At 43.4% G+C, this 19,548-nt stretch carries 18 protein-coding genes; all 18 read right to left on the minus strand.

Annotated elements, in window-relative coordinates; genetic code table 11:
- Nucleotide 1: 1 nt before the first annotated feature.
- The 18 genes from JNO48_02370 to JNO48_02455 all read right to left on the minus strand — a co-directional run bounded on the left by JNO48_02370 (nt 2) and on the right by JNO48_02455 (nt 19,433).
- Nucleotides 2–1,300 carry a glycosyltransferase family 4 protein gene (locus JNO48_02370; protein QTE68774.1) on the minus strand — a complete coding sequence of 433 codons (1,299 nt, stop codon included), beginning with the start codon at nt 1,298–1,300 and terminating at the stop codon, nt 2–4.
- A 21-nt stretch (nt 1,301–1,321) separates the two neighbouring features.
- Complete coding sequence (locus JNO48_02375) at nt 1,322–2,305, minus strand: acyltransferase (protein QTE68775.1); 984 nt, start codon at nt 2,303–2,305, stop codon at nt 1,322–1,324.
- A gap of 23 nt (nt 2,306–2,328) precedes the next feature.
- Nucleotides 2,329–3,513: an O-antigen ligase family protein gene (locus tag JNO48_02380; GenBank protein QTE68776.1), complete on the minus strand. Its 1,185-nt coding sequence runs from the start codon at nt 3,511–3,513 to the stop codon at nt 2,329–2,331.
- Nucleotides 3,514–3,517: 4 nt separating this feature from the next.
- Nucleotides 3,518–4,408 (minus strand): glycosyltransferase family 2 protein, encoded by an 891-nt coding sequence (locus JNO48_02385; protein ID QTE68777.1) that lies wholly within the window; start codon nt 4,406–4,408, stop codon nt 3,518–3,520.
- Between the two features lie 5 nt (nt 4,409–4,413).
- Nucleotides 4,414–4,980: a serine acetyltransferase gene (locus tag JNO48_02390; protein QTE68778.1), complete on the minus strand. Its 567-nt coding sequence runs from the start codon at nt 4,978–4,980 to the stop codon at nt 4,414–4,416.
- 1 nt (nt 4,981) lies between these two features.
- Nucleotides 4,982–6,103, minus strand: coding sequence for a glycosyltransferase family 1 protein (locus JNO48_02395; GenBank protein QTE68779.1), 1,122 nt, complete (start codon nt 6,101–6,103; stop codon nt 4,982–4,984).
- A gap of 367 nt (nt 6,104–6,470) precedes the next feature.
- Complete coding sequence (locus JNO48_02400) at nt 6,471–7,556, minus strand: glycosyltransferase family 4 protein (GenBank protein QTE68780.1); 1,086 nt, start codon at nt 7,554–7,556, stop codon at nt 6,471–6,473.
- A gap of 18 nt (nt 7,557–7,574) precedes the next feature.
- Nucleotides 7,575–8,114 carry a GNAT family N-acetyltransferase gene (locus JNO48_02405; protein ID QTE68781.1) on the minus strand — a complete coding sequence of 180 codons (540 nt, stop codon included), beginning with the start codon at nt 8,112–8,114 and terminating at the stop codon, nt 7,575–7,577.
- 5 nt (nt 8,115–8,119) lie between these two features.
- Nucleotides 8,120–9,085, minus strand: a complete 966-nt coding sequence (locus JNO48_02410) for an ATP-grasp domain-containing protein (protein ID QTE68782.1) — start codon at nt 9,083–9,085, stop codon at nt 8,120–8,122.
- Nucleotides 9,082–9,822, minus strand: a complete 741-nt coding sequence (locus JNO48_02415; GenBank protein ID QTE68783.1) for a sugar transferase — start codon at nt 9,820–9,822, stop codon at nt 9,082–9,084. Before JNO48_02415 ends, JNO48_02410 begins: the two co-directional genes overlap by 4 nt.
- Nucleotides 9,819–10,205 (minus strand): VanZ family protein, encoded by a 387-nt coding sequence (locus tag JNO48_02420; protein QTE68784.1) that lies wholly within the window; start codon nt 10,203–10,205, stop codon nt 9,819–9,821. Before JNO48_02420 ends, JNO48_02415 begins: the two co-directional genes overlap by 4 nt.
- Before the next feature lie 405 nt (nt 10,206–10,610).
- The gene (locus JNO48_02425) at nt 10,611–11,906 is read right to left on the minus strand and encodes a DegT/DnrJ/EryC1/StrS family aminotransferase (GenBank protein ID QTE68785.1); all 1,296 of its coding nucleotides are present in this window, start codon (nt 11,904–11,906) and stop codon (nt 10,611–10,613) included.
- Nucleotides 11,907–12,006: 100 nt separating this feature from the next.
- A complete protein-coding gene (locus tag JNO48_02430) occupies nt 12,007–12,732 on the minus strand; it encodes a nucleotidyltransferase family protein (protein ID QTE68786.1) in 726 nt (241 codons plus the stop codon).
- The gene (locus JNO48_02435) at nt 12,729–13,904 is read right to left on the minus strand and encodes a GHMP kinase (GenBank protein ID QTE68787.1); all 1,176 of its coding nucleotides are present in this window, start codon (nt 13,902–13,904) and stop codon (nt 12,729–12,731) included. Before JNO48_02435 ends, JNO48_02430 begins: the two co-directional genes overlap by 4 nt.
- Nucleotides 13,905–13,972: 68 nt before the next feature.
- Nucleotides 13,973–15,001, minus strand: coding sequence for a hypothetical protein (locus tag JNO48_02440; GenBank protein QTE68788.1), 1,029 nt, complete (start codon nt 14,999–15,001; stop codon nt 13,973–13,975).
- Nucleotides 15,002–15,054: 53 nt separating this feature from the next.
- On the minus strand, nt 15,055–15,639 hold the full coding sequence (locus tag JNO48_02445) for a VanZ family protein (GenBank protein ID QTE68789.1): 585 nt from the start codon (nt 15,637–15,639) through the stop codon (nt 15,055–15,057).
- Nucleotides 15,639–17,771 carry a polysaccharide biosynthesis protein gene (locus tag JNO48_02450; protein ID QTE69660.1) on the minus strand — a complete coding sequence of 711 codons (2,133 nt, stop codon included), beginning with the start codon at nt 17,769–17,771 and terminating at the stop codon, nt 15,639–15,641. The genes JNO48_02445 and JNO48_02450 overlap by 1 nt, the downstream gene beginning before the upstream one ends.
- A gap of 21 nt (nt 17,772–17,792) precedes the next feature.
- Nucleotides 17,793–19,433, minus strand: coding sequence for a hypothetical protein (locus JNO48_02455; protein QTE68790.1), 1,641 nt, complete (start codon nt 19,431–19,433; stop codon nt 17,793–17,795).
- Between the last annotated feature and the right edge of the window lie 115 nt (nt 19,434–19,548).

A 19,548-nucleotide genomic window follows, 5' to 3' on the forward strand; every position in this document is an offset into this window, starting at 1 on the left:
ATCACCTCTTTAATACTGCAATTACTTTTCTTGCGCCTTTCCGGATTAAGTAATCGCACTTAAGTAAAGACGGAAATCCAGAAAATGCATGAACTCCCTTTATTCCTTTATTAATAATCCTGCATATCTTAAATTGATTTAGCAGATAATTAAATTTTTTATATTCATCCGTTTTATAGTGCTCTGCATCTAATAACAAATCATGCCATTCTTTCAAAGCTACTTCGAAACCAAACTTTTTTCGACTATATATAGCAGCGTAATTTCCTAATTCACGATTGTACTCATCGTCGTTTAGCAATTTAATTATAGCTCTTACCAAGCCCATATCCGTATTAGCCAAAAGTCCTGTTCTCTTGTTTTCTACTGTATCAAGTAGTCCACCATATTTAGCAGATACTACCGGGACTCCTAAAGCCTCAAATTCTACTGCTACGATACAGAAAGTTTCGCCAATACCTGTCGGATTAGCAATTCCTACCTTTGACTTAGACATCAAATCATTTTTTTCTTTGCCACCTTTATTACCATAAAAATGTATACTTGGTAATATTTCTCCTTTTTCATCACAAATGTATTTTGCGATTCTTTTCTCATATTTTAAATCTGCTAGTCCCAATGGGCCAAGTGTATTTTTACTTCCTAATGAACCAGATCCAATAACATGTAATTCAGCTTTCTTATCAATTTTAGCTATCCATTTCCAGATTCTTGCTAATCTATGGAAACCTTTTGAACTATCTAACATTCCTACATAAGTAACGTTGTGAGCTCTTGCTGATACATCATACGAAGAAGAGTACTCATCAAATTGTAGTGCATTATAGATATATAGAGATTTTTCGAACACTTTATGATCGCAAAGTCTTTCTAGCTGCTGTCGTCCGACACATACATTTCTTATTATCTGTGGTGTTTTTGAAATCATTTCTGCCAGATAATAATCTTCAAAGTTATGGCTCCAAGTAATGCATTGTATATCTAAATCCACAATCGTTTTAAATACTCTTTCGGGGGTAGATATTGATACTCGCAATACAATTATATCAACTCCTATAGCTTTTCCCTTCTTTAAAGCATCTTCTTCTCCACTTGCACTTATGCAATAGATATCTGCTGGCATACTGTCAATAATATCAGCAAATAGTACAATATTAAGATCATTATAAGTCCTTGCCAAATTGCACGCGACAGCCCATATCATGTATTGCGTCCCTCTTACACCCGGGTTTCCTTTTTCGGGACTAGAAAAATCTATGTTTTCATAATTCGAATTGTTTAAGTAAAAACCAACTCTCATTATTATTTCCTCATTCTATTTTTATAATTTCGTAACTTTATGAATAACTTTTTCAATGCTATACAAAAAACTGCTCATTGAAAGAGTAAAAGCAATTAAAATAACAATTGCAAAGGTGGAGTTTGTAATTTCAAATACATTGCAGATTAATACTCCTAAAAACCAGGTGTGCGTTAGATATACATATATAGAAATCTTATCCAGCCAGGTTACTAACGGAAACATACCTATTAATTCTATTGTTTTGCTATAATGTATACCTAAATATTGAAAGAACAAAAAAATAGATGCTGCAAGCATTGTGTGTGTAAAAGAACTCAAAACATTATCATAAAACACCGTATCGTCAAAGAGCATTTTCCCAACTAGTCGTAAGGCAATTGATACAGTTCCAAATATAATTATGATCCAGATTTTATTCGCTATTTTCGATACTTCTTCTTTATTATTGTAAATGAAACAGCCTAGGTAAAATGTAAAGATACCTCCAAAGTTTATGCCACAAAACTGAAGCACTACTACGATGCCAAATAAACTGAGCAAGGTGCGAAAAGAATACTTATCTTTATGGTTTACTATTTTGCTTGTATCAAGTACTAGATAGAAAATATAGCAAAGTTCAATAACTGTAAAGAACCAAGGCCCTACACCCAGCGGAATTCTATTGCATATATGATTCAATCCCTGCATGTTCAGCAATAGCATTATTACTTGCCAAAGAGAAATATCGTAATTGCCTTTTAGCAATTTCACAATTGTATAGACCACAAGCCATAGAAGTAATGGGATGTAAAGGCGGACCATCTTTTTTTGTGCCCAACTTCTTTTGTCAGCTATCTTCTTTGACGCTGTTAAGTATCCTGAAATTACAAAAAATATAGGAACTCCAACGTCAAAAAAACTTGCCAAAGCCACATGCCCTAGTAAAGACGAGCAGTGACAAATAACAATAAATATCATGGCCGTAATTCTGGTTAATGAAACAGCGTAATTATATTTTTGCAAAATCCACACCTCAAGTAGGTTAATTATTGCCTATTAGTAGCTATATTGGATAAGTAATACCCGATCATAAGCCATAATTGCCTATTCAACCACAATTCACTTGACAGCATAAGCATTGGCACGCTCGATGCGTATAAAACCATTAATAGAGATAAATCTTTTTTCGCATTATTATTAAATACCATCGTTTTCAAAGGAGAAATTATATAAAATATAATAGGAAGTCCAAATACTAGTCCGAGTTCATATAGTATTTGTAGAATCATATTATGTATATACGCGTATCCATAAACACTATAATTATCCGAAAAGGCACCTACTCCATTCCCTACAATAGGAGACCTTATAAACCCATTCCAAGCTAATTCATACAATTTTGTTCTTCCGTTTGATAAATCACCGTTTGTAATTAACAATAGCGATTTATCTAAGAATCGTACATCAACGCCAAGAGTACTGAGAAAATTAGATATGGCTACAAGAACATACTCATAGTTGATCAATACTAACGATATTACAATAATAAGTAAAAAGCTAAATAATACTTTGCTTGTTGATGCGCTGTTACCATAATTTGTTTTATTTAGATAGATAAAATAAAGCAAGACTACTAAGCACACCCAAATACCCCTGGTACCCTTATATAATAGAAGTGCAAGCAGAACCAATGCAATTATATAGGAAATATTATTTAATAACGTTGCTTTTTTGCGATAGAAAGAAAAATGTGTGATTACAGCAAATACAAGCGGCATCATTCCATAAGTCAGGCCCATATTAATATCATTGGAATACTTATTTGTTGCTCCGGTTTGGATAAGAATAAAACACGGTATAGATAAAACCAGAAGTATATGGATACATTTATCCAATGTATCTTTTGAATTAACTTGAACTGCCCCTGCTAATAAGCCAAGTAAACCATACTCAACAAACTGTAAGAATAGTTCATCGCCATGCCCATCAAACATTAATGATGAGACAAACAGTACCAATAACAAATAACCGATAAACAGTGCTACATTTTTCCGAATATATAGCTTATATTTTTTAATATGTCGAAGCAAAAGAACATATATGCACGCTATTACAGCAATCCCCGAAAAGTTTATATTAAAGATGCTTGATAAAAAAGAAGCAACGATTGGAGATGATATTATAAAGCTTGCAATTAAAGAAGCACTTTGCTCTTGCCGTGAAAGTTCCATATTATCACCTTGATTTCATGAAATATACATATGCTGCTTTAATGTATATATAAACCGCCTTAATAAAGGATCCACTCTTAAGCGCTAATTTTAAGGCTTTTATAATCTTCTTGTGTTTTAAATAGTTTTTTCCTACATCTGTATAGTGAGCAAAATATACTTGCTTGATTTGCTTCTTATCTAATGACATGATAATCGGCTTCATTTTGGCAAGAAAGAACTCTCTTTGTTCTTCAAATAATTCTGGTTTCTTTGCATTATTTCTCCATGTTACTATCCGATCTACTGTAATATCAGAGATTGAACACGCTTTGTATTTCGACAAAATTCTTGTAACGTACTCCCAGTCCTGATGTCGTCTAAACTCTTCATCCCATAGCCCTATATCGTTAATTACGCTTCTTCGTACCATTAAGACGCTTGATGGACTATGAATTTTTTCCGAAAGATAATCGAATAAAATATTCCCATCAAATGAGTAAATGCACTCAAAGTCCTTTTTCCCATCAATATATTGAGCAAATGATGAAAAAACCACTCCATACTCAGCATTATGTCTATTTAAGCATTCATATCTTGCTCGGATACTATTACTGTGCAGAATATCATCGTCATCTAAGAAAGCTATAAACGATCCTGACGCTTCTCGAATCCCAGTATTTCTTGCAGCTGATCCGTTTATATTCTTTTTGTGGGTAATATACTTAAAATTTGAATAATGGAAAAATGGCTCAAGAATTTTACTCGTTTTAACTTGTGACTCAGTTCCTTCACCATTATCATCAACTACTATAACTTCATACTGAGGATAATCTTGTGCCATTGCAGAAGCAACACAATCATATATCCCATCCTCGCCTTTGAAAGTCGAAATAACAATCGATAATAAATCCATAAATATTACTCCACTATATTACAAATATACTTTTCGGTAGCAAATGCATTAGTTTTGATGACCGCAGGATTTCCTATAACAACACTGTTATCCGGGATGTCAAAATTTACATATGTATTTGGAGCTATCAGAACATTGCTTCCTATTTTAATATTTCCAACAATCACCGATCCTGCTCCTACCCAAACTCTGTCTCCTAGTTTAGGACTACCTTCCCTTACTCCCCTATTTTCTCTTCCAATTATTACATTTGGATTAAGATTAACATTATTACCTAATTCGACTTCATTTCCTACGATAATTGTTCCAAAATGACCAAGATATAATCCGTGACCAATTTTGGCCTGCGGAGATATTTGGAAACCGTATTTTAACGATTTTCTATATAGAAAATACCCATACAATAAATATAGAAAACGGTTCTTCTTATAATAATGATTAGCTTTTCTTAGGATTTTCAGATACTGCCATCCGTAAAGCCTTAACCTTGATATGTATCCCACCGAGGTATTGCCTATATATCTAAATAGATCTTCTTTTATCCTTAAAACAAAATCATTACTCTGTTTCATTTCATTCTTCGCTTTCATACTTTGAAAGATAATAGTTCTCTAGGAATTTCGCATTTTTTGTGATATCATAACCAGCTTCTATTATGGCAGATTGGTACTGATTTCTATCGACTATACAACTTTTCATAATCTCATCTGCCCATCGTTCAATCGATAGTTTTAAAGAAAGTTGTGTAACTAGATTAGTAAGCACACAATCATAAGGTACTTTATCCGAAATGAAGCATCTCAACCCAGTCGATTGGGCTTCGACTATTGACATCGGCATTCCTTCATATTTTGATGGTAACAAGAAGATATCCATGGCCTGCATTAATTCAGGAACATCACTTCTCAGTCCTAAAAAAATAATATCTTCATTCACTTTCAAGCCTAATTGTTCAGCTTTATTAATGGTCTCGCGCATTAATATACCATCACCAACAAACACCATTTTGTAATTCTCATTATTTCCATGTATCAGTTTAAAAAGATCAATCATGAAGGAATGGTTTTTAACTTTACTAAATCTGCCAACATGACCAATTACTATATCACTCTTATTAAAGCCAAGATTTGTTCTTACGGAATTTCTAATACCTTCCGAATAGACAAATAATCCTGTATCTATAGCATTTGGCAAAATGGTAAACTTACTACTTTTGCCGAACATCCATTCACCTGATTTTTTTCCACATGACATTAAATCCGTCGCATAAGTAGCAATAAACCGTTTATAATATAATTTGATAGGGTATTTTATGTTTATATCCTGATTGCTACTATGGCAATGTGCAATTCTTGTTTTTACTCCACATTCTTTTGCTACTTTTAAAATAACACTACTCAGACAGTCTTGATGAACGTGTATCACTCTATACTCTGGATGCTCCTCAAAAAAGGTCTTTAGGCTTGCTCTGTAACGAAGTGAAAATGGATTCAATTCCTGAATATGATATATTTTCCCTCCAAGGGATTTTATCTCTTCATCATAATCCTTTTTTTCTGATTCTGGCCTATGAGTAAGAAAATCAAACTGCACTCTTGATCTATCTATTTTTCTATAATAATTCATTACCATTGTTTCTAGGCCACCACGATTCATATGTGTAACTACTTGTAATATACGTATAGGCTCATCCATAATGAATTATTCCTCCGATTGTATGTGTAGTCTATTTAGTTTCACCTGTCAAAATGCAATTTTTCAGGCAAGTGCGAATCCTTAGCTTCCAGCCAGATTTGAATCGTCATTCGGAGCCAACTGAAAAAAAGCACAAAAGAAGCCGGAGCCTTTTCCGTAGGTTCATGTAGATCACAATGGAATGGATCTTGCTTCGCTGGTTTCCTTCAGCTTGGAAACGATACAATCCAGTGAGTAGCGGTGTTTTCTTACCCCAAAGTGCCTCTTGATTTCTCCCCGTTCTCCAGATTCCAGCCATTTCAGTTTCATGTGTTTCTTGACTTCTGCCGTATCTGTAAAGGACTAAATCTTCCGAATACGTTTTGACTTATGGAAATAAATGATCAATCGTCATTCTTACTACTTTTTTCTTGTCAAACACATCCTCCATGTGCTTGCGGCCTTTTAATCCCATTTGTTTTCTTTCTTCGAAGCTCAAACTATACATTGCTTTCATAGCTGCGTATAAGCTATCAACGTTCTTCGGCTCACATAGTAGACCACTTCCCTCTACTACAGCCTCTCTGCACCCAGGGATATTTGATGTAATGATCGGACGGCCAGAAGAGGCACATTCCAAATTTGTGTTCGCCATCCCTTCATGATAGGAAGGAAGGACAAAGCAATGCGCCTTTGCTATGAATGGCCTAACATCTGATTGAAAACCATAGTACTCAAGCCATCCATCGTCAACATATTGCTTTATCTGCTGTTCATATCCCTCTTCATATCTTCCCAACACCATCAATTTACAGTTGCATCCATCATCCCGCATTTTTTTCATCGCTGAAAAAAGTTCGTTGACGCCTTTTTCTCTCATGATTCTACCGACGAACAGAAACTTAAAACTTGCTTCATCACAAGGATATTCCGATAACGTAAAATGGTCTATGTTCACTCCCGCGCCATTAAGAACCTTTGATTTAGAACTATCAATGATTTTTTCCCGTACAAAAGTATCTCTATTATCAGAATTCTCAAAGAATATAACTTTAGCTTTCTTAAGAGCAGCTTTGTACATTGCAATAACAATTTTCTTCAAGAATCCATCTTTTTCAAATGCGGTGCCTAATCCAGTAATATTTACAGCATATGGAGCCTTAAGAAGTCTGCAAGCAAATCCTCCATATATATTGGGTTTTATAGTGTAAGTAATTATATAGTCAGGCTTTTCCCTTTTTACCAGTCTTCTGTACTTAGCAAAAAGCAAGAAGTCCTTTATTGGGTTTATTCCTCTTCTATCAAAGTTGGTTTCAATTATTTCACAGCCAATTTCTTTAAGTTCGGGTTCTCTCCCAGCACTAGGAGAAGATACTATAATATTGTTTCCGCGTTCAATTAGCTCCCGAATCAGCTCTTTTCGAAATTCGTAAACTCCGCTGCTGCTGTTTGCTAAGATCAATATTTTACTCATGTTAGTATCTCCCGCAGCTTATAGTTTATTTTTGTCATATCTATAAGCATTCCACATACCATCACTGACAAGTTTATATTTTTTTAGCAATCCAACTTCATTCGCATGTCCAATCAAGTGGAAACCGGTATTCATAAAACTCTTTTTTGATGGCTCGTTTGTAGGTAAAACAAAGCTATAAGCGCTTTTGAAGCTACATTTCTCCAGAACATATTTCAACAGATTGGTGGCACAATGCTTGCCTCTTGAATCCGGCGCAGTCCAAATTGGCCCAATTATAATATCGTTCTTATCGCCGCTTTCAATAATACGTTTGCCTGAATGTGTGACCACGACATGGCCTCGAACAGATTCATCCTCAACTGCATAATAGACCGTGTAATCATATAATAATCTAGTGATAAGCATCCTGCATTTGTGGACTATTCCATTCCAGTAATCTGGTCTATTCTCTTTGGTATACCCTTCCCAATAATGATAGATAAGGGTTGGAGAAAACTCATATATATCAATTGACCCGAGAGCATGAACCTTCTTCAATCTTTTATCGGCTTTCATTATTGTCATCCCATCTTCACGATTTTTAACTCGTTATACTTCATCATATAGATGTCTTCATCGTAGGCACCGATATTTTTCTTGTTTACAATACCCTGCAGATTATTCAGAATCAGTTTCATATGATCAACGCCGGACTCATATGCATGGGGATACCCACCGCCGAAACGAGGATTCACTTCACTGATATAATAGGTTCCATTGATCTCAAAGATATCGATGTCAATCTGCCCACGATAGCCAGCTTCATTCACGAACTTCTCAATCAGCGCAAAGAGCTCTGGATCCTTAAAGCTGACAGCCTTATCTGTCTCACCAGCACGCATCTTGATCTTCTTCTTTGTGAAGATAGAAACCACTTCACCACTGATTAAGTCGATGTAAACATCCGCGCCTATTTCCTGACCATCCAGGAATTCCTGAATCATGAGATCGTCTTCATGAGCAAAGAGAAGGTCAACCGTTTCTTTGTCGTAGACCTTTGAGATACTGATGGAGGCCGATCCTCTATAGGGCTTCACAAAGACAGGATAAGAAACCTCGCCGGCATCCACAGCCTTATAGAACTCTTCCTTATCCATCCAGGAACGAGCGCAGTTATAACCGTGAGCCTTTAACCACTCATACATCTGCATCTTGTCTAAAGCCATCTCACAGAGGTCGTAGGATGAGCCGACAAATATTACCCCAAGAGCTTTAAACTTCTCTTCATTAGCTGCAAGTAAACTCAGTTCTGGATCGATGAGACTAATGACTCCATTGATCTTTTCTTTTTTGCAGATGTCAAAGATGATATCAATATAGCCCGGCTCCGTAATCGGCGGCACAATATAATACTTATCGGCATCGTAAATGGCAGGACCAAGAGCATTTGCATCTGTGGCCACAACGGTACCAACCCCATCAAATGTTTTCTTGAAATACTGCACGATTTTATTCCGCGTGCCAGCGGCAAGAATCAGAAAGTTCATTTGTTACCTCTTTGAGCTTGCTCAGCTTGTTCTCTTCTTTGTTCAGCAAAATTTGGTTCCACAGCTCTTGTGTTTTCTACTACGTCTTCGTGAACTAATACTTTTTTAATCGTTAGGAAGAATATTTTAAGATCAAATAAGAATGAAATATGATCAACGTAAAATACGTCTGTTTCAAATCGATGATCCCAATCGAGATTATTTCTGCCGTTCACCTGTGCCCAACCTGTAAGCCCAGGCCTTACGTCATGACGTCTGTGTTCCTTATCTGTATACCAAGGTAAATACTCAATAAGCAGGGGTCTTGGCCCAATTATACTCATGTGTCCGACAAGGATATTGAAAAGCTCAGGAAGCTCATCTAACGATGTTGAACGGAGGAACCTGCCGTACTTATTTAATCGTACCTCATCAGGCAACAAGTTCCCTTCTTTATCCTTCTCATTGCTCATTGTTCTAAACTTAATGAGTTTAAATATCTTCTCATGCCAGCCTGGACGCGCCTGTGTGAAGAAGGGATTACCTTTCATCTTATAAGCACCAACAGCCGTCAAGATAAGAAAAAGGGGAGAAAGAATAATTATCGCCCCTGTTGACAGGAAGGAATCTAGAAAACGCTTGATACAACGCGCATAAATGCCATTCAATTTATTCTTAGCAATATCTAGCACTGCGGCTATCGCACCGACTACCGCTGCAATAGCCACAATCCAGAATATAATCTTTAGTATTATCATTTGATTTCCTCAACTCTTGAAATCTTCTTGTCCAGCATCACAATTCCAATACCAATCAGAGCGCCAATACAGTTATGAATCCCATCATCAATCTCACATAGGCCCCGCGCTGTCAAAAGTTGCAAGAATTCAATAATGATGCTCAATCCAACTGCAACCCACAGCCCTCGCCATTTCCATATCCATCCAGCCAAAACACCAACCGGCACAAACATGATCACATTTGTGAGGATCTGGTTTTGCTGGACGCTCCATACCCTCCACGACCAGAAGAGTTCGAGCTTTATGTGTTCACCTTCAAACGGTTTCCGAATCAAGACTGTCTCAGAAAGGATGAGAAATGCATATCCTATCAACAACCCCAGGCTCAGCTTCTTCCACACTCGCCAGCCAGCTACGCCGAGGAAAGCCGCTATCGCGTAATACCACCAGGGGATGTCCAGTAATCCAAATACATAATCGATAGCTTTTTCCTCCGCCCTTCAATCTATGTGATCGGTTTCTTACGGTGAATATCTCTTGCGATCAAAACTGCACCCAATGTGGCTACCTCATGCATGCGGAGTAGATGCATCTATGACTACCTAAAGCATATGCAGCAGACGGAGTTTTTCGTGTCTGCGCACCTGATTGAAGCCCAGCAAACGCATGTCTACGAAACTAATTCAGGTCCAATCGACATGACTTTTTCCTATTTATATACCTAATTGCGGTCCAACCAATATGGCTTCAAGCCGGTATCTTTCTATCTACGCCCCTCAGCCATGTCCAGCCTACACGGCCTGACATCACCGAAAACACCGATAAATGATCTCAATAATCCGATCCTGCTGCTCTTCCGTCATCTTGTTATCGCTGGGAAGACACAACCCTCTACGGAAAATATCGGCTCCTACGTCCACTCCAGAGCCCTTTATGTAGGCATTTGTGCGTCCTCTGCCGTTCCCCTCGACTGTGACGAAGGGGTTCGTCCGGTATATCGGCTGCATATGCATGGGCTTCCAGATAGGGCGTCCTTCAGCATTGAAAGCCGCAATGGCTGCCAGGATCTCCCCGGGGCTGCTTTTACTTGGTTCGCTCTTCCAGAGTTCATCCTGCTCCCCGCGAATATGGGGTGCCATGGCCTCCTCATCAATCAGCATGCAGGAAAGCCAGTAGTTTGGGACGGAGTTCTGCTCATCGAATGGATTCATGGTAACCGGAAGGTCTTTCAGACCCTCCTTATAGCGGTAATAGATATTTCGTTTCTGTTCAATGTGTTCATCCAGATATGGGATCTGACCCCTGACGATACCGGCAATGATGTTGCTCATCCGGTAGTTGTAGCCCAGTTCTTCGTGCTGGTACCAGGCGGCAGCCTCCCGGCTCTGGGTGCTCCATTTCCGGGCTTTGTCAGCGTCTTCCTTGCTTTTTGTGAGCAGCATGCCGCCACTGGAGCCGGTGATTATCTTGTTGCCGTTGAAACTGATAACTCCGATATCACCGAAAGTGCCGGTCTGGATGCCCTTGTAGGTGGCACCCAGGCTTTCCGCAGCGTCTTCCACGATCAGGGCGCCGTGGGCGTCTGCGATATGGCGGATCTCGTCCACCTTTCCGGGCGTTCCGTACAGGTGGGCAACTACAATCAGGCGGACTTCCGGATAGAGTTTGAATGCTTTCTCCAGCGCTTCCGGATCCATGTTCCAGGTGTCGCGTTCGGTATCGATGAAGACGGCTTCACCGCCTTCATAGGCAACCGGATTGACGGTCGCGTCGAATGTCATATCCGAGCAGAAAACTTTTTTTCCTTCCAGGGTGCCGTGGCCGACCTTCGGCTGGCCGTAGAGTTTTTCGCCAGTTAGTTTGATTGCCAAGTGCAGTGCAGCTGTGCCGGCAGATAGTGCAACAGCATGAGGGATGCCAATATAGGAAGCGATTTCCTTCTCCACTTCGTTGATATTTGCACCGACCGTGGAAACCCAGTTGGTCTGGATGGCTTCATCTACCCAGCGCTGTTCATCCCCATGCATGGTAGGGCTGGAAAGCCATACTTTCCGGTCAAACTTTTCGATACCGGCAAATCTCGGATCTGATAAAAAGTCCATATCAGCACCTCGGTTGTATTATTCCTGGTGTTTGGTTGTTGGATGAATATTTGATGATTGCTTTTTGTTGGCTGTTTGCCTTTGTGTTCTGCTTTTTGCTTTACTTTGTGGGGCCGGTATAGCTGTCCTTGACATTCTGGTAGGATGCCATGTCACCGATATCAAAGCGTCTTCCCGGCATGACCATGGAGTGCATCGGGCTGTGCTGGCACATCCAGGCAACCAGGCTTCCGGGTGCATCCGTTGCACACCCGTCTTCGATAGCATCCTGAATCTTCTGTACATCTTTGGAAGAATAGAAATAGAAAGGTGGTGTACACCAGTGGCTCTTGGGTTCCTTCGGCTTTTCCTCAAAGCTGATGAGTTTCTCGCCGTCTATTTCCGAAACGCCAGCCCGGTGAAGTTTGTTTTCGTCTTCTTCCCAATAGCGCATAACACAGGAAGTTCCAGCTTGCTTTGCATACTCAACAAAGCTTTTCAGGCTGAACTCCAGAACGTTGTCCCCGGCAATGACGAGGAGATCGTCCTTCAGATTCAGCTGATCAATAGCAAACTGGATGTCCTTCACGGCTCCCAGGCGGGTTTCATTGGTTTCGGTGCCGTCATCCAGAATGGTGACGGTGGGTTTGTCCTTAGCCCAGTTCCTGAAATGTTCTGCATACTTATGGTTGGTGATCACAATGAATTGCTCGATAGCCGGGGAAAGATCATCCACAAGCCAGTCCAGGATTGGCTTCCCGCCAACCTCAAGGAGTGGCTTAGGGAAGTTCTCGGTAAGCGGATACATCCGGGTCGCATAGCCTGCGGCAAGAATTACACACTTCATAGATTTGCTCCGATTCCGTCAGCGGATTTGCATAGGTGGAAACTATATTTCCCTTCCATTTCCGGATAAGATGTCAGGTATTTCCGTTCCACTTCTTCCCGGATACTGTCTGTTTTCCGGGGATCAATCAATGCCATACAACAACCCTTGAATCCGGCACCGGAGAAGCGGCCTCCATAGATCCCATCTGTCTCCCGCATGATTTCGTACAGCCGGATCTGTTCAGGAGCCCCGGATTCCCAGTTGTGAATGCTGCTCCAGCCAGATTCAAAGGAAAGACGGCCATATTCTTCAATGTCTCCCTTTCTCCATGCTTCCGCACCGGTTTCGACTCGCTGAAATTCGGTATACCAGTGTTCACAGCGCTTTGCCCAAGGTTCCGGAAGTTTGTTTTTGTAAGCCTGGTAAACGGAAAAAGCAACGTCCCGTGCGTTGGCTTGATTGAATTTACCGTAATCATACCCGCTGAAAGCCTGCAGTGCATATACGCCAGCCCGCAGCTCATCCACCCGCATATTGTACTTGGAACCTGCAAGGGAGTGCTCCAGTCCGCTGAAGAAAACTGCAATAGCATAGGGTTTCATGTTGGGAGATTCCGGAATCAATTCGTAATGATTATCCTTGCAATCCAAGTAGAGCAGGTGGTTTTTCCGGGAAAGGACTTCGCAGGATTGGTCCAGGGTGCCGACATTGACGCCTACATAGTTTTTCTCCGCATCGAAAGCGATGTTGATCAGTTCCTGGTCTCCCAGCCGAATGTGGTTCACTTTGGCTAAAGCATCCAGGAAAGCAAGAATGACCGCAGCACTGCTGCTCAGTCCGCCGATCGGCAGGGATCCTTCGATTACCCCGCACAACCCGACTGAAAGACTGTGGTCTTTGGCCAGAGCCCAGGTCGCACCCCGAAGGTAATCCGCCCAGTCCCCAGTTTTGTCGCCGATCTCCCGGATATGCCATTGGGCACGCTTGGGGAACTGCAGGGAAGACATTTCGACAACCCCGTTATGCTTAGGACTGAAGGCGATATGAATTCCCTGGTCAATTGCCAAGCCGGTGATCTTTCCCAGGTTGTGGTCGCTGTGCGCACCGATCGGGCAGATCCGGTATGGGGAGAAAGAAACCCCATCGGCTTCCCGACCATATATCTGCTCAAATTTCTCTTCGCATTTCATGGATACTGCTCCCTGTAGTGCTTTGCTGCTATTCCCGTCTTGTCTCTCTTTTACCTGAGTGATTTGAATCAGAAGAAACTGATATCCTCACCGGTTTCTTCCTTGTACTGTTGTGCCCATGCTTCATAGCCGATATATGCAGAAGTATTGGGGCGGGTTAAGATGATTTTGGTTGCTTCAATGCTCTTGACCTCAAAACGGTCTTTCAGGTGCTCCAGGGCTTCATGACCGGAAGCGTATTGAAGGGATTTACCATCAATCTCCAGCTCTACAGGACCGGGTATCACTTCCAGCAGGCTGGTGACCGGAACCTTTCCTCCCAGATTGCTGAGATAGCCGGTATAATCTTGTAATTCCAGTCCGCGTTCTTCACAAGCTGCCTTAATGGATTTCCTTTTCTCGCTGTCCAGGCTTGGTTCAGCGATGAACACAGCGCGAACTTTGGAAAAGCCCTGTTCCGCATCTGATATAATCGGAATGCCGTCCAGCGACTTTCCGGCACTCTTTTCATCAACAGCCAATATTGCACGGAATGGGGTATCCTCCAGGTGGTGAATCGCCTTGCGGGCAGTTTCCCCAGCACCGATAATCATGGTGGGGACAGTGGGTGCTTTCCGGGCAGTTACCTTTTTCTTTTCCACCAACAGGATTCGATATCCGAAACGGATCAAGGAGATGAAAAGGAACTGGATTACCGCACCCATGATGTAGTAGGTAATTGGCATACGGCGGATAAAGATGGCAGTACCGATGATATGAATCACTGCCGTAACCGCAGAAGCACCGATGATCCGGTTCATATCATTGATGCCTGCATACCGCCACATTCCGCCGTAGAGCCGGAATAACGCGAACACCAGAATGCAGAGAATTGTATAGAACGGTGCGAATTTCAGAAAATCTGTCTGGTAATAGCTCACCGTTGGCCGGAATTCCCCGTTTACAAAGAAACGGAGCATAAGCGCCAGGAAATATGCCAGATTGACAGCAAGAATATCCAGGATAACAATCCATAAGTCCTTTGCCAGGGCTTTAATAATTTTCTGAAGGATATTCCTTGTTGTTTCTTTGTTTTCAGGTGTTTGCTTGTTTTGCATTTTCAGGTTCCTTCCCATTCATTTTCAGAAGTGTCTGGAAGAAATTGCTTTGATTATTCGGATTTTATGGCTTTTCGATGTCTGTAGATCCGGTTCGTTGTCCATGTGCCAATCTGGAACAGGAAAACACCCAGCAGGCAACCCAGAGTATTATCCAGAATATCATCCAGTTCGCAAAGGCCAAGATGGGTGAAGTACTGCAGAGTCTCGGTCAGGATAGAAAGTACAAAGCCTGTAAGTATGGTTAGCAGATATGGATGTCTACAGCGGTGGTATACCATGGGCAGCAGGAGCCCAATGGGAATCATCACCAGAATGTTCAGGAGGATCTGACGGGCCAGGCTGAGTCGTCGAATTTTGAAAAAACTTTCATCGAATCGGAATGCCTCCCGATAGCTCCAGAGCAGATTCAGGTTTATCTGTGGCCGATTAGATGGTCTTCTGTATAGCAGTATCAAGTAAGAATACAGGATCAGGTAAATGGCAAGCATCCCACCGAGGATTACCTTATCAGCAATAGAAAAACCAGCAGGTCGAGATTGCCGTCGCCGGAGAATCATCGCCGTAATGAAGATAATCAGTAAGACAGGCAGAACAATGTACAGCGAGGAAACCTGAGACAGCGTTCTATAGCTCATTACTGATCCGCCTCATGAACCAGCCGTTGGTAGGTGCCGTCCATTGTCTGCCGGGGGGTAATGTCCTCCGGACGATAGGTGGAAACAATGCCGGCAATTTGCTCCCGGATGGTGCTTTCTTTGTTGCTGTAGGCTGCATCCATCAGGAGAGCAAGCTGGTTCAGGAATTTCTCCTCATCAAAGGGAATCGGACATCCGATATGGATGAGTTCATTGTCCGTCTTCTTCAAGCCTTCTTCGGCCATCAGCTTCTCCTCATAAAGCTTCTCGCCGGGACGCAGGCCGGTATATTCGATTTTGATGTCCACATCCGGACGGTATCCGGAAAGCTTGATCATATTCCGGGCCAGGGAGTCGATTTTAACCGGAGAGCCCATGTCCAGGACGAAGATTTCCCCGCCGTGGGCATAGGTCCCAGCCAGCATAACCAGGCTGACAGCTTCGGGTATTGTCATGAAGTACCGGATAATATCCGGATGGGTCACAGTGATCGGGCCGCCGCGCTCAATCTGTTCGCGGAACAGCGGGATCACGGAGCCATTCGAACCAAGGACGTTACCAAAGCGGACAGCCACAAATTCGGTTTTGATATCCTGGAAAACGTGGCCATTCCCTTCCCGGTCCGCGTTCTCGTAGCCGGCGTGCGTGAAAAGCTGGGGGATTTCCGCGGCTTTTCCTTGCTTGATCATATGGTCAAAGCTCTGGATGATCATCTCGCAAATCCGCTTCGATGCGCCCATCACGTTGGTGGGGTTCACTGCCTTGTCGGTGGAGATCAGTACAAAACGTTCGCAGTGATTAACCATGGCAGCATAGGCGGTTTTGTAGGTGCCCAGTGCGTTGTTTTTGATTGCCTCACATGGACTGTCCTCCATAAGGGGAACATGCTTATGAGCGGCTGCATGGTAGACGATCTGGGGTTGATACTTCCGGAACACCTGGAAAATCCGCCGGCTGTCACGTACGCTGCCGATCAGGGTAACCAGGTTCAGTTCAGGGTACTTCCGCTGAAGTTCCAGCTGGATGCTGTAGGCATTGTTCTCATAGACATCGAAGATAATCAGCTGTTTCGGGGTATGCGCCGCAATCTGGCGGCACAGTTCAGAACCAATACTTCCGCCACCTCCGGTGACTAGAACCACTTTGCCAGAAACGAAGGCATATACTTCCGCCATATCCGTTCGAATTGGCTCGCGGCCCAGCAGGTCCTCCACGCTGACCTTCTTCATCTGGGTGATGCTGACCCGATCCAGCATAAACTGGTAGATACCGGGAAGTTGTTTCAGCTCGCAACCAGTTTCATTGCAGATCATGAGGATATCTCGCTTCTGCTGGGCAGTTGCGCTGGGAATCGCAAAGTATATTTTTTCTACGCTATATTTTTTGACAGCATAAAGGATATCGTCCCGGCCGCCGACGACCGGAATGCCTTCCATAAACCGGTTCCACTTATTGGGATTGTCGTCAATGATGCATACTACACGCTCGGTAATTTCCCTGGCCTGTAGAAGTTCTCGCAGAATCATCTGTCCAGCGGAACCCGCGCCAATCAGCATCACCCGTTTTGTGCCATCTGAATTTCTACTGGAAACCCGTTTCAGGATTGCATTCATAAACCGGTATGCAAAGCGCGGAAGCAACAGGAAGATAAACTGGAGGATTGCACCAACAATATAGTAGGAAATCGGCATCCGCATCACAAATACTGTAATCCCGACAGTGTGCAGAATCACCGTAGTCATGGATGCAAAAACAATCCGTGCTGATTCAGCGAGGCTGGCATACCGCCACATACTCCGATACATGCGGAACAGATAGAAGATCACGATACATACGGCTGCGAACGGAAAGCACCAGGTGGAATAAGCATCCAAATACCGTTTCGGAATGGCGCTGAATACCCCATCGAACCGGGACCAAAGTGCAATAAAATAGGATCCTGTAATCGCGACATAATCATAGATTGCCAACAGAATGGAGATAATCTGCCAGTGTTCAAACCGGAATGGGCCGATCTTAACCTGCTTTCCTTTGGGGCGGCGGCCAGTGTCGGTACTATGTGTTATCTTTTCAGTTTCCAATGAGACAACATCCTTTCGCAAATAGAATTTGCTGGGGGATTTCTGCTCCATCATGGAGATAATACTTATTTGTTAAGGAGTCTGGATTTCATGGTCGAAATAATCGTAGGCGGTACGCTGGATCATATTGCCATCATCATCATAGGCGTACCGGTAGGATACGACACCTTCGATCGTCATAATGGCGAAGCCGTCGGTGTCATAGAACTTTTCATAAACCACCCGGTTGTAGGCGTCAAATTCACGGTAGACGATCGCATAGCCAGCCAGGCAGCGAATGGAGTTGCCTTCCGCATCGTAGTATTTTTCGCGGTTGATATTCCCGGCCTTGTCATATGTATAGTCCACCCGGCAGTAGGTTTCCCCGCCGGGGGACATGGGATTTCCAAGTTCATCATACCAGCTCTCGGAGATCACCTTGTCCTTGCTCATCTGCCGAATTCGCGTGACAAATCCGTCCTCACCCATCACCGGGTTTCCGAGGTAATCAAACCAGGTTTCGGTGATCAGGTTTCGTGACTCTCCTTCCCCGCTTTCGGGTTCCACTTTCCGCAGTACAGGCGCCGGAGTTGGAGTTGGCGTAGGTGTGGGAGTGGGGATCGGTGTAGGAGTTGGAGTTGGAGTCGGTGTAGGCGTAGGCGTGGGGGTCGGTGTTGGCGATGGCGAGGGTGTGGGTGTTGGTGTAGGGGTAGGGGTAGGGGTAGGGGTAGGTGTAGGTGTAGGCGTGGGGGTCGGTGTTGGCGATGGCGAGGGTGTGGGTGTTGGTGTAGGGGTAGGTGTTGGTGTTGGGGTTGCAGTTGGTGTGGGAGTTGGCGAAGGAGTTGCAGTCGGAGTCGCAGTGGGTTCCGGCGTATGAGTCGGCTCCGCAGTGGGTTCGATTGTCGGTTCAGCTGCAGGAGTCGGTGCAGCTGTCGGCTCTGTTGTGGGTTCGGCAGTAGGCTCAGCCGTCGGCTCTGCAGTCGGTTCCGTGGTCGGGGTAGCGGTCGGCACTGGTGTTACGGTAGGCGTCGGAATCGGGGTTGGAGTAGGTGTGGGTGTCGGAATGGGGGTTGGTGTCGGAGTGGGTTCAGGTGTTGGAGTGGGGACCGGGGTAGGTGTTGGGGTGGCGGTGGGTGTGGGAGTAGGTTCCGGGGTTTCTGTGGGGGCCGGCGTCGGGTTCCAGTCCATCAGCAGCAGGGGCTCGTCAAACGGCAGGCGGGGGCTTCCGTCCTCATCCAGCCAGGAGGAAATGCTCCCGAGCATGGTGCCGTCCGGGTCCTTCAGCTTCTCATTCTTCTTGTTGTAGAACAGGGCATTGGAGATTTCGCCGTCATCGTAACGGATGTATACATGAGCATATCCATGCGCAGTGTTGGTGATTTTTCCGTCGGTTCCGTAGAAAGTCGCTTCCGTCAGGTGCCACTTTGCGTCATAGTTCAGTTTGACAACGGCATACTGAGCCGGGTTATTCACCCGTTTATCCTTAGCGTCCAGGTAACGGATCTTGAAGGGATACTTCCGGTTTCCCTCATACTGGCATTCAATAACAGCATACCCGTTTGGTCCCGGGCAGGGAGTTCCCTCTGCATCGGTATACACATAACGGACGGTATGCTTCTGCCGGTCGGCCTGGGCTGAAAGAGTCAGGCCGGTGTCTTCTGCTGCGCAGAAGACGGGCAGCAGCATGGAAAGAACCGTCAGGAAACAGATGAGGACAGCCGGCAGTCTCTTCATGGGAATACGAACCCTCCCGGGATTGTTCTGGGAAAACCGGAGAAAAACTATTTTCCAGACAAACGTTTCCCCCGGATCACTGGATCCGGGGGAAACGGGTTTTGTATTTCTACAG

The sequence above is a fragment of the Clostridiales bacterium genome (assembly GCA_017569285.1).
In the GTDB taxonomy this organism is placed as follows: domain Bacteria; phylum Bacillota; class Clostridia; order Christensenellales; family Aristaeellaceae; genus Aristaeella.

Bases quoted from the DNA above. Each gene is read 5' to 3' on its own strand.
- JNO48_02370 (QTE68774.1), bottom strand. From the start codon at position 1,300: ATGAGAGTTGGTTTTTACTTAAACAATTCGAATTATGAAAACATAGAT.
- JNO48_02380 (QTE68776.1), bottom strand. From the start codon at position 3,513: ATGGAACTTTCACGGCAAGAGCAAAGTGCTTCTTTAATTGCAAGCTTT.
- JNO48_02385 (QTE68777.1), bottom strand. From the start codon at position 4,408: ATGGATTTATTATCGATTGTTATTTCGACTTTCAAAGGCGAGGATGGG.
- JNO48_02390 (QTE68778.1), bottom strand. From the start codon at position 4,980: ATGAAACAGAGTAATGATTTTGTTTTAAGGATAAAAGAAGATCTATTT.
- JNO48_02395 (QTE68779.1), bottom strand. From the start codon at position 6,103: ATGGATGAGCCTATACGTATATTACAAGTAGTTACACATATGAATCGT.
- JNO48_02400 (QTE68780.1), bottom strand. From the start codon at position 7,556: ATGAGTAAAATATTGATCTTAGCAAACAGCAGCAGCGGAGTTTACGAA.
- JNO48_02405 (QTE68781.1), bottom strand. From the start codon at position 8,114: ATGAAAGCCGATAAAAGATTGAAGAAGGTTCATGCTCTCGGGTCAATT.
- JNO48_02410 (QTE68782.1), bottom strand. From the start codon at position 9,085: ATGAACTTTCTGATTCTTGCCGCTGGCACGCGGAATAAAATCGTGCAG.
- JNO48_02415 (QTE68783.1), bottom strand. From the start codon at position 9,822: ATGATAATACTAAAGATTATATTCTGGATTGTGGCTATTGCAGCGGTA.
- JNO48_02425 (QTE68785.1), bottom strand. From the start codon at position 11,906: ATGGACTTTTTATCAGATCCGAGATTTGCCGGTATCGAAAAGTTTGAC.
- JNO48_02430 (QTE68786.1), bottom strand. From the start codon at position 12,732: ATGAAGTGTGTAATTCTTGCCGCAGGCTATGCGACCCGGATGTATCCG.
- JNO48_02435 (QTE68787.1), bottom strand. From the start codon at position 13,904: ATGAAATGCGAAGAGAAATTTGAGCAGATATATGGTCGGGAAGCCGAT.
- JNO48_02440 (QTE68788.1), bottom strand. From the start codon at position 15,001: ATGCAAAACAAGCAAACACCTGAAAACAAAGAAACAACAAGGAATATC.
- JNO48_02445 (QTE68789.1), bottom strand. From the start codon at position 15,639: ATGAGCTATAGAACGCTGTCTCAGGTTTCCTCGCTGTACATTGTTCTG.
- JNO48_02450 (QTE69660.1), bottom strand. From the start codon at position 17,771: ATGGAGCAGAAATCCCCCAGCAAATTCTATTTGCGAAAGGATGTTGTC.
- JNO48_02455 (QTE68790.1), bottom strand. From the start codon at position 19,433: ATGAAGAGACTGCCGGCTGTCCTCATCTGTTTCCTGACGGTTCTTTCC.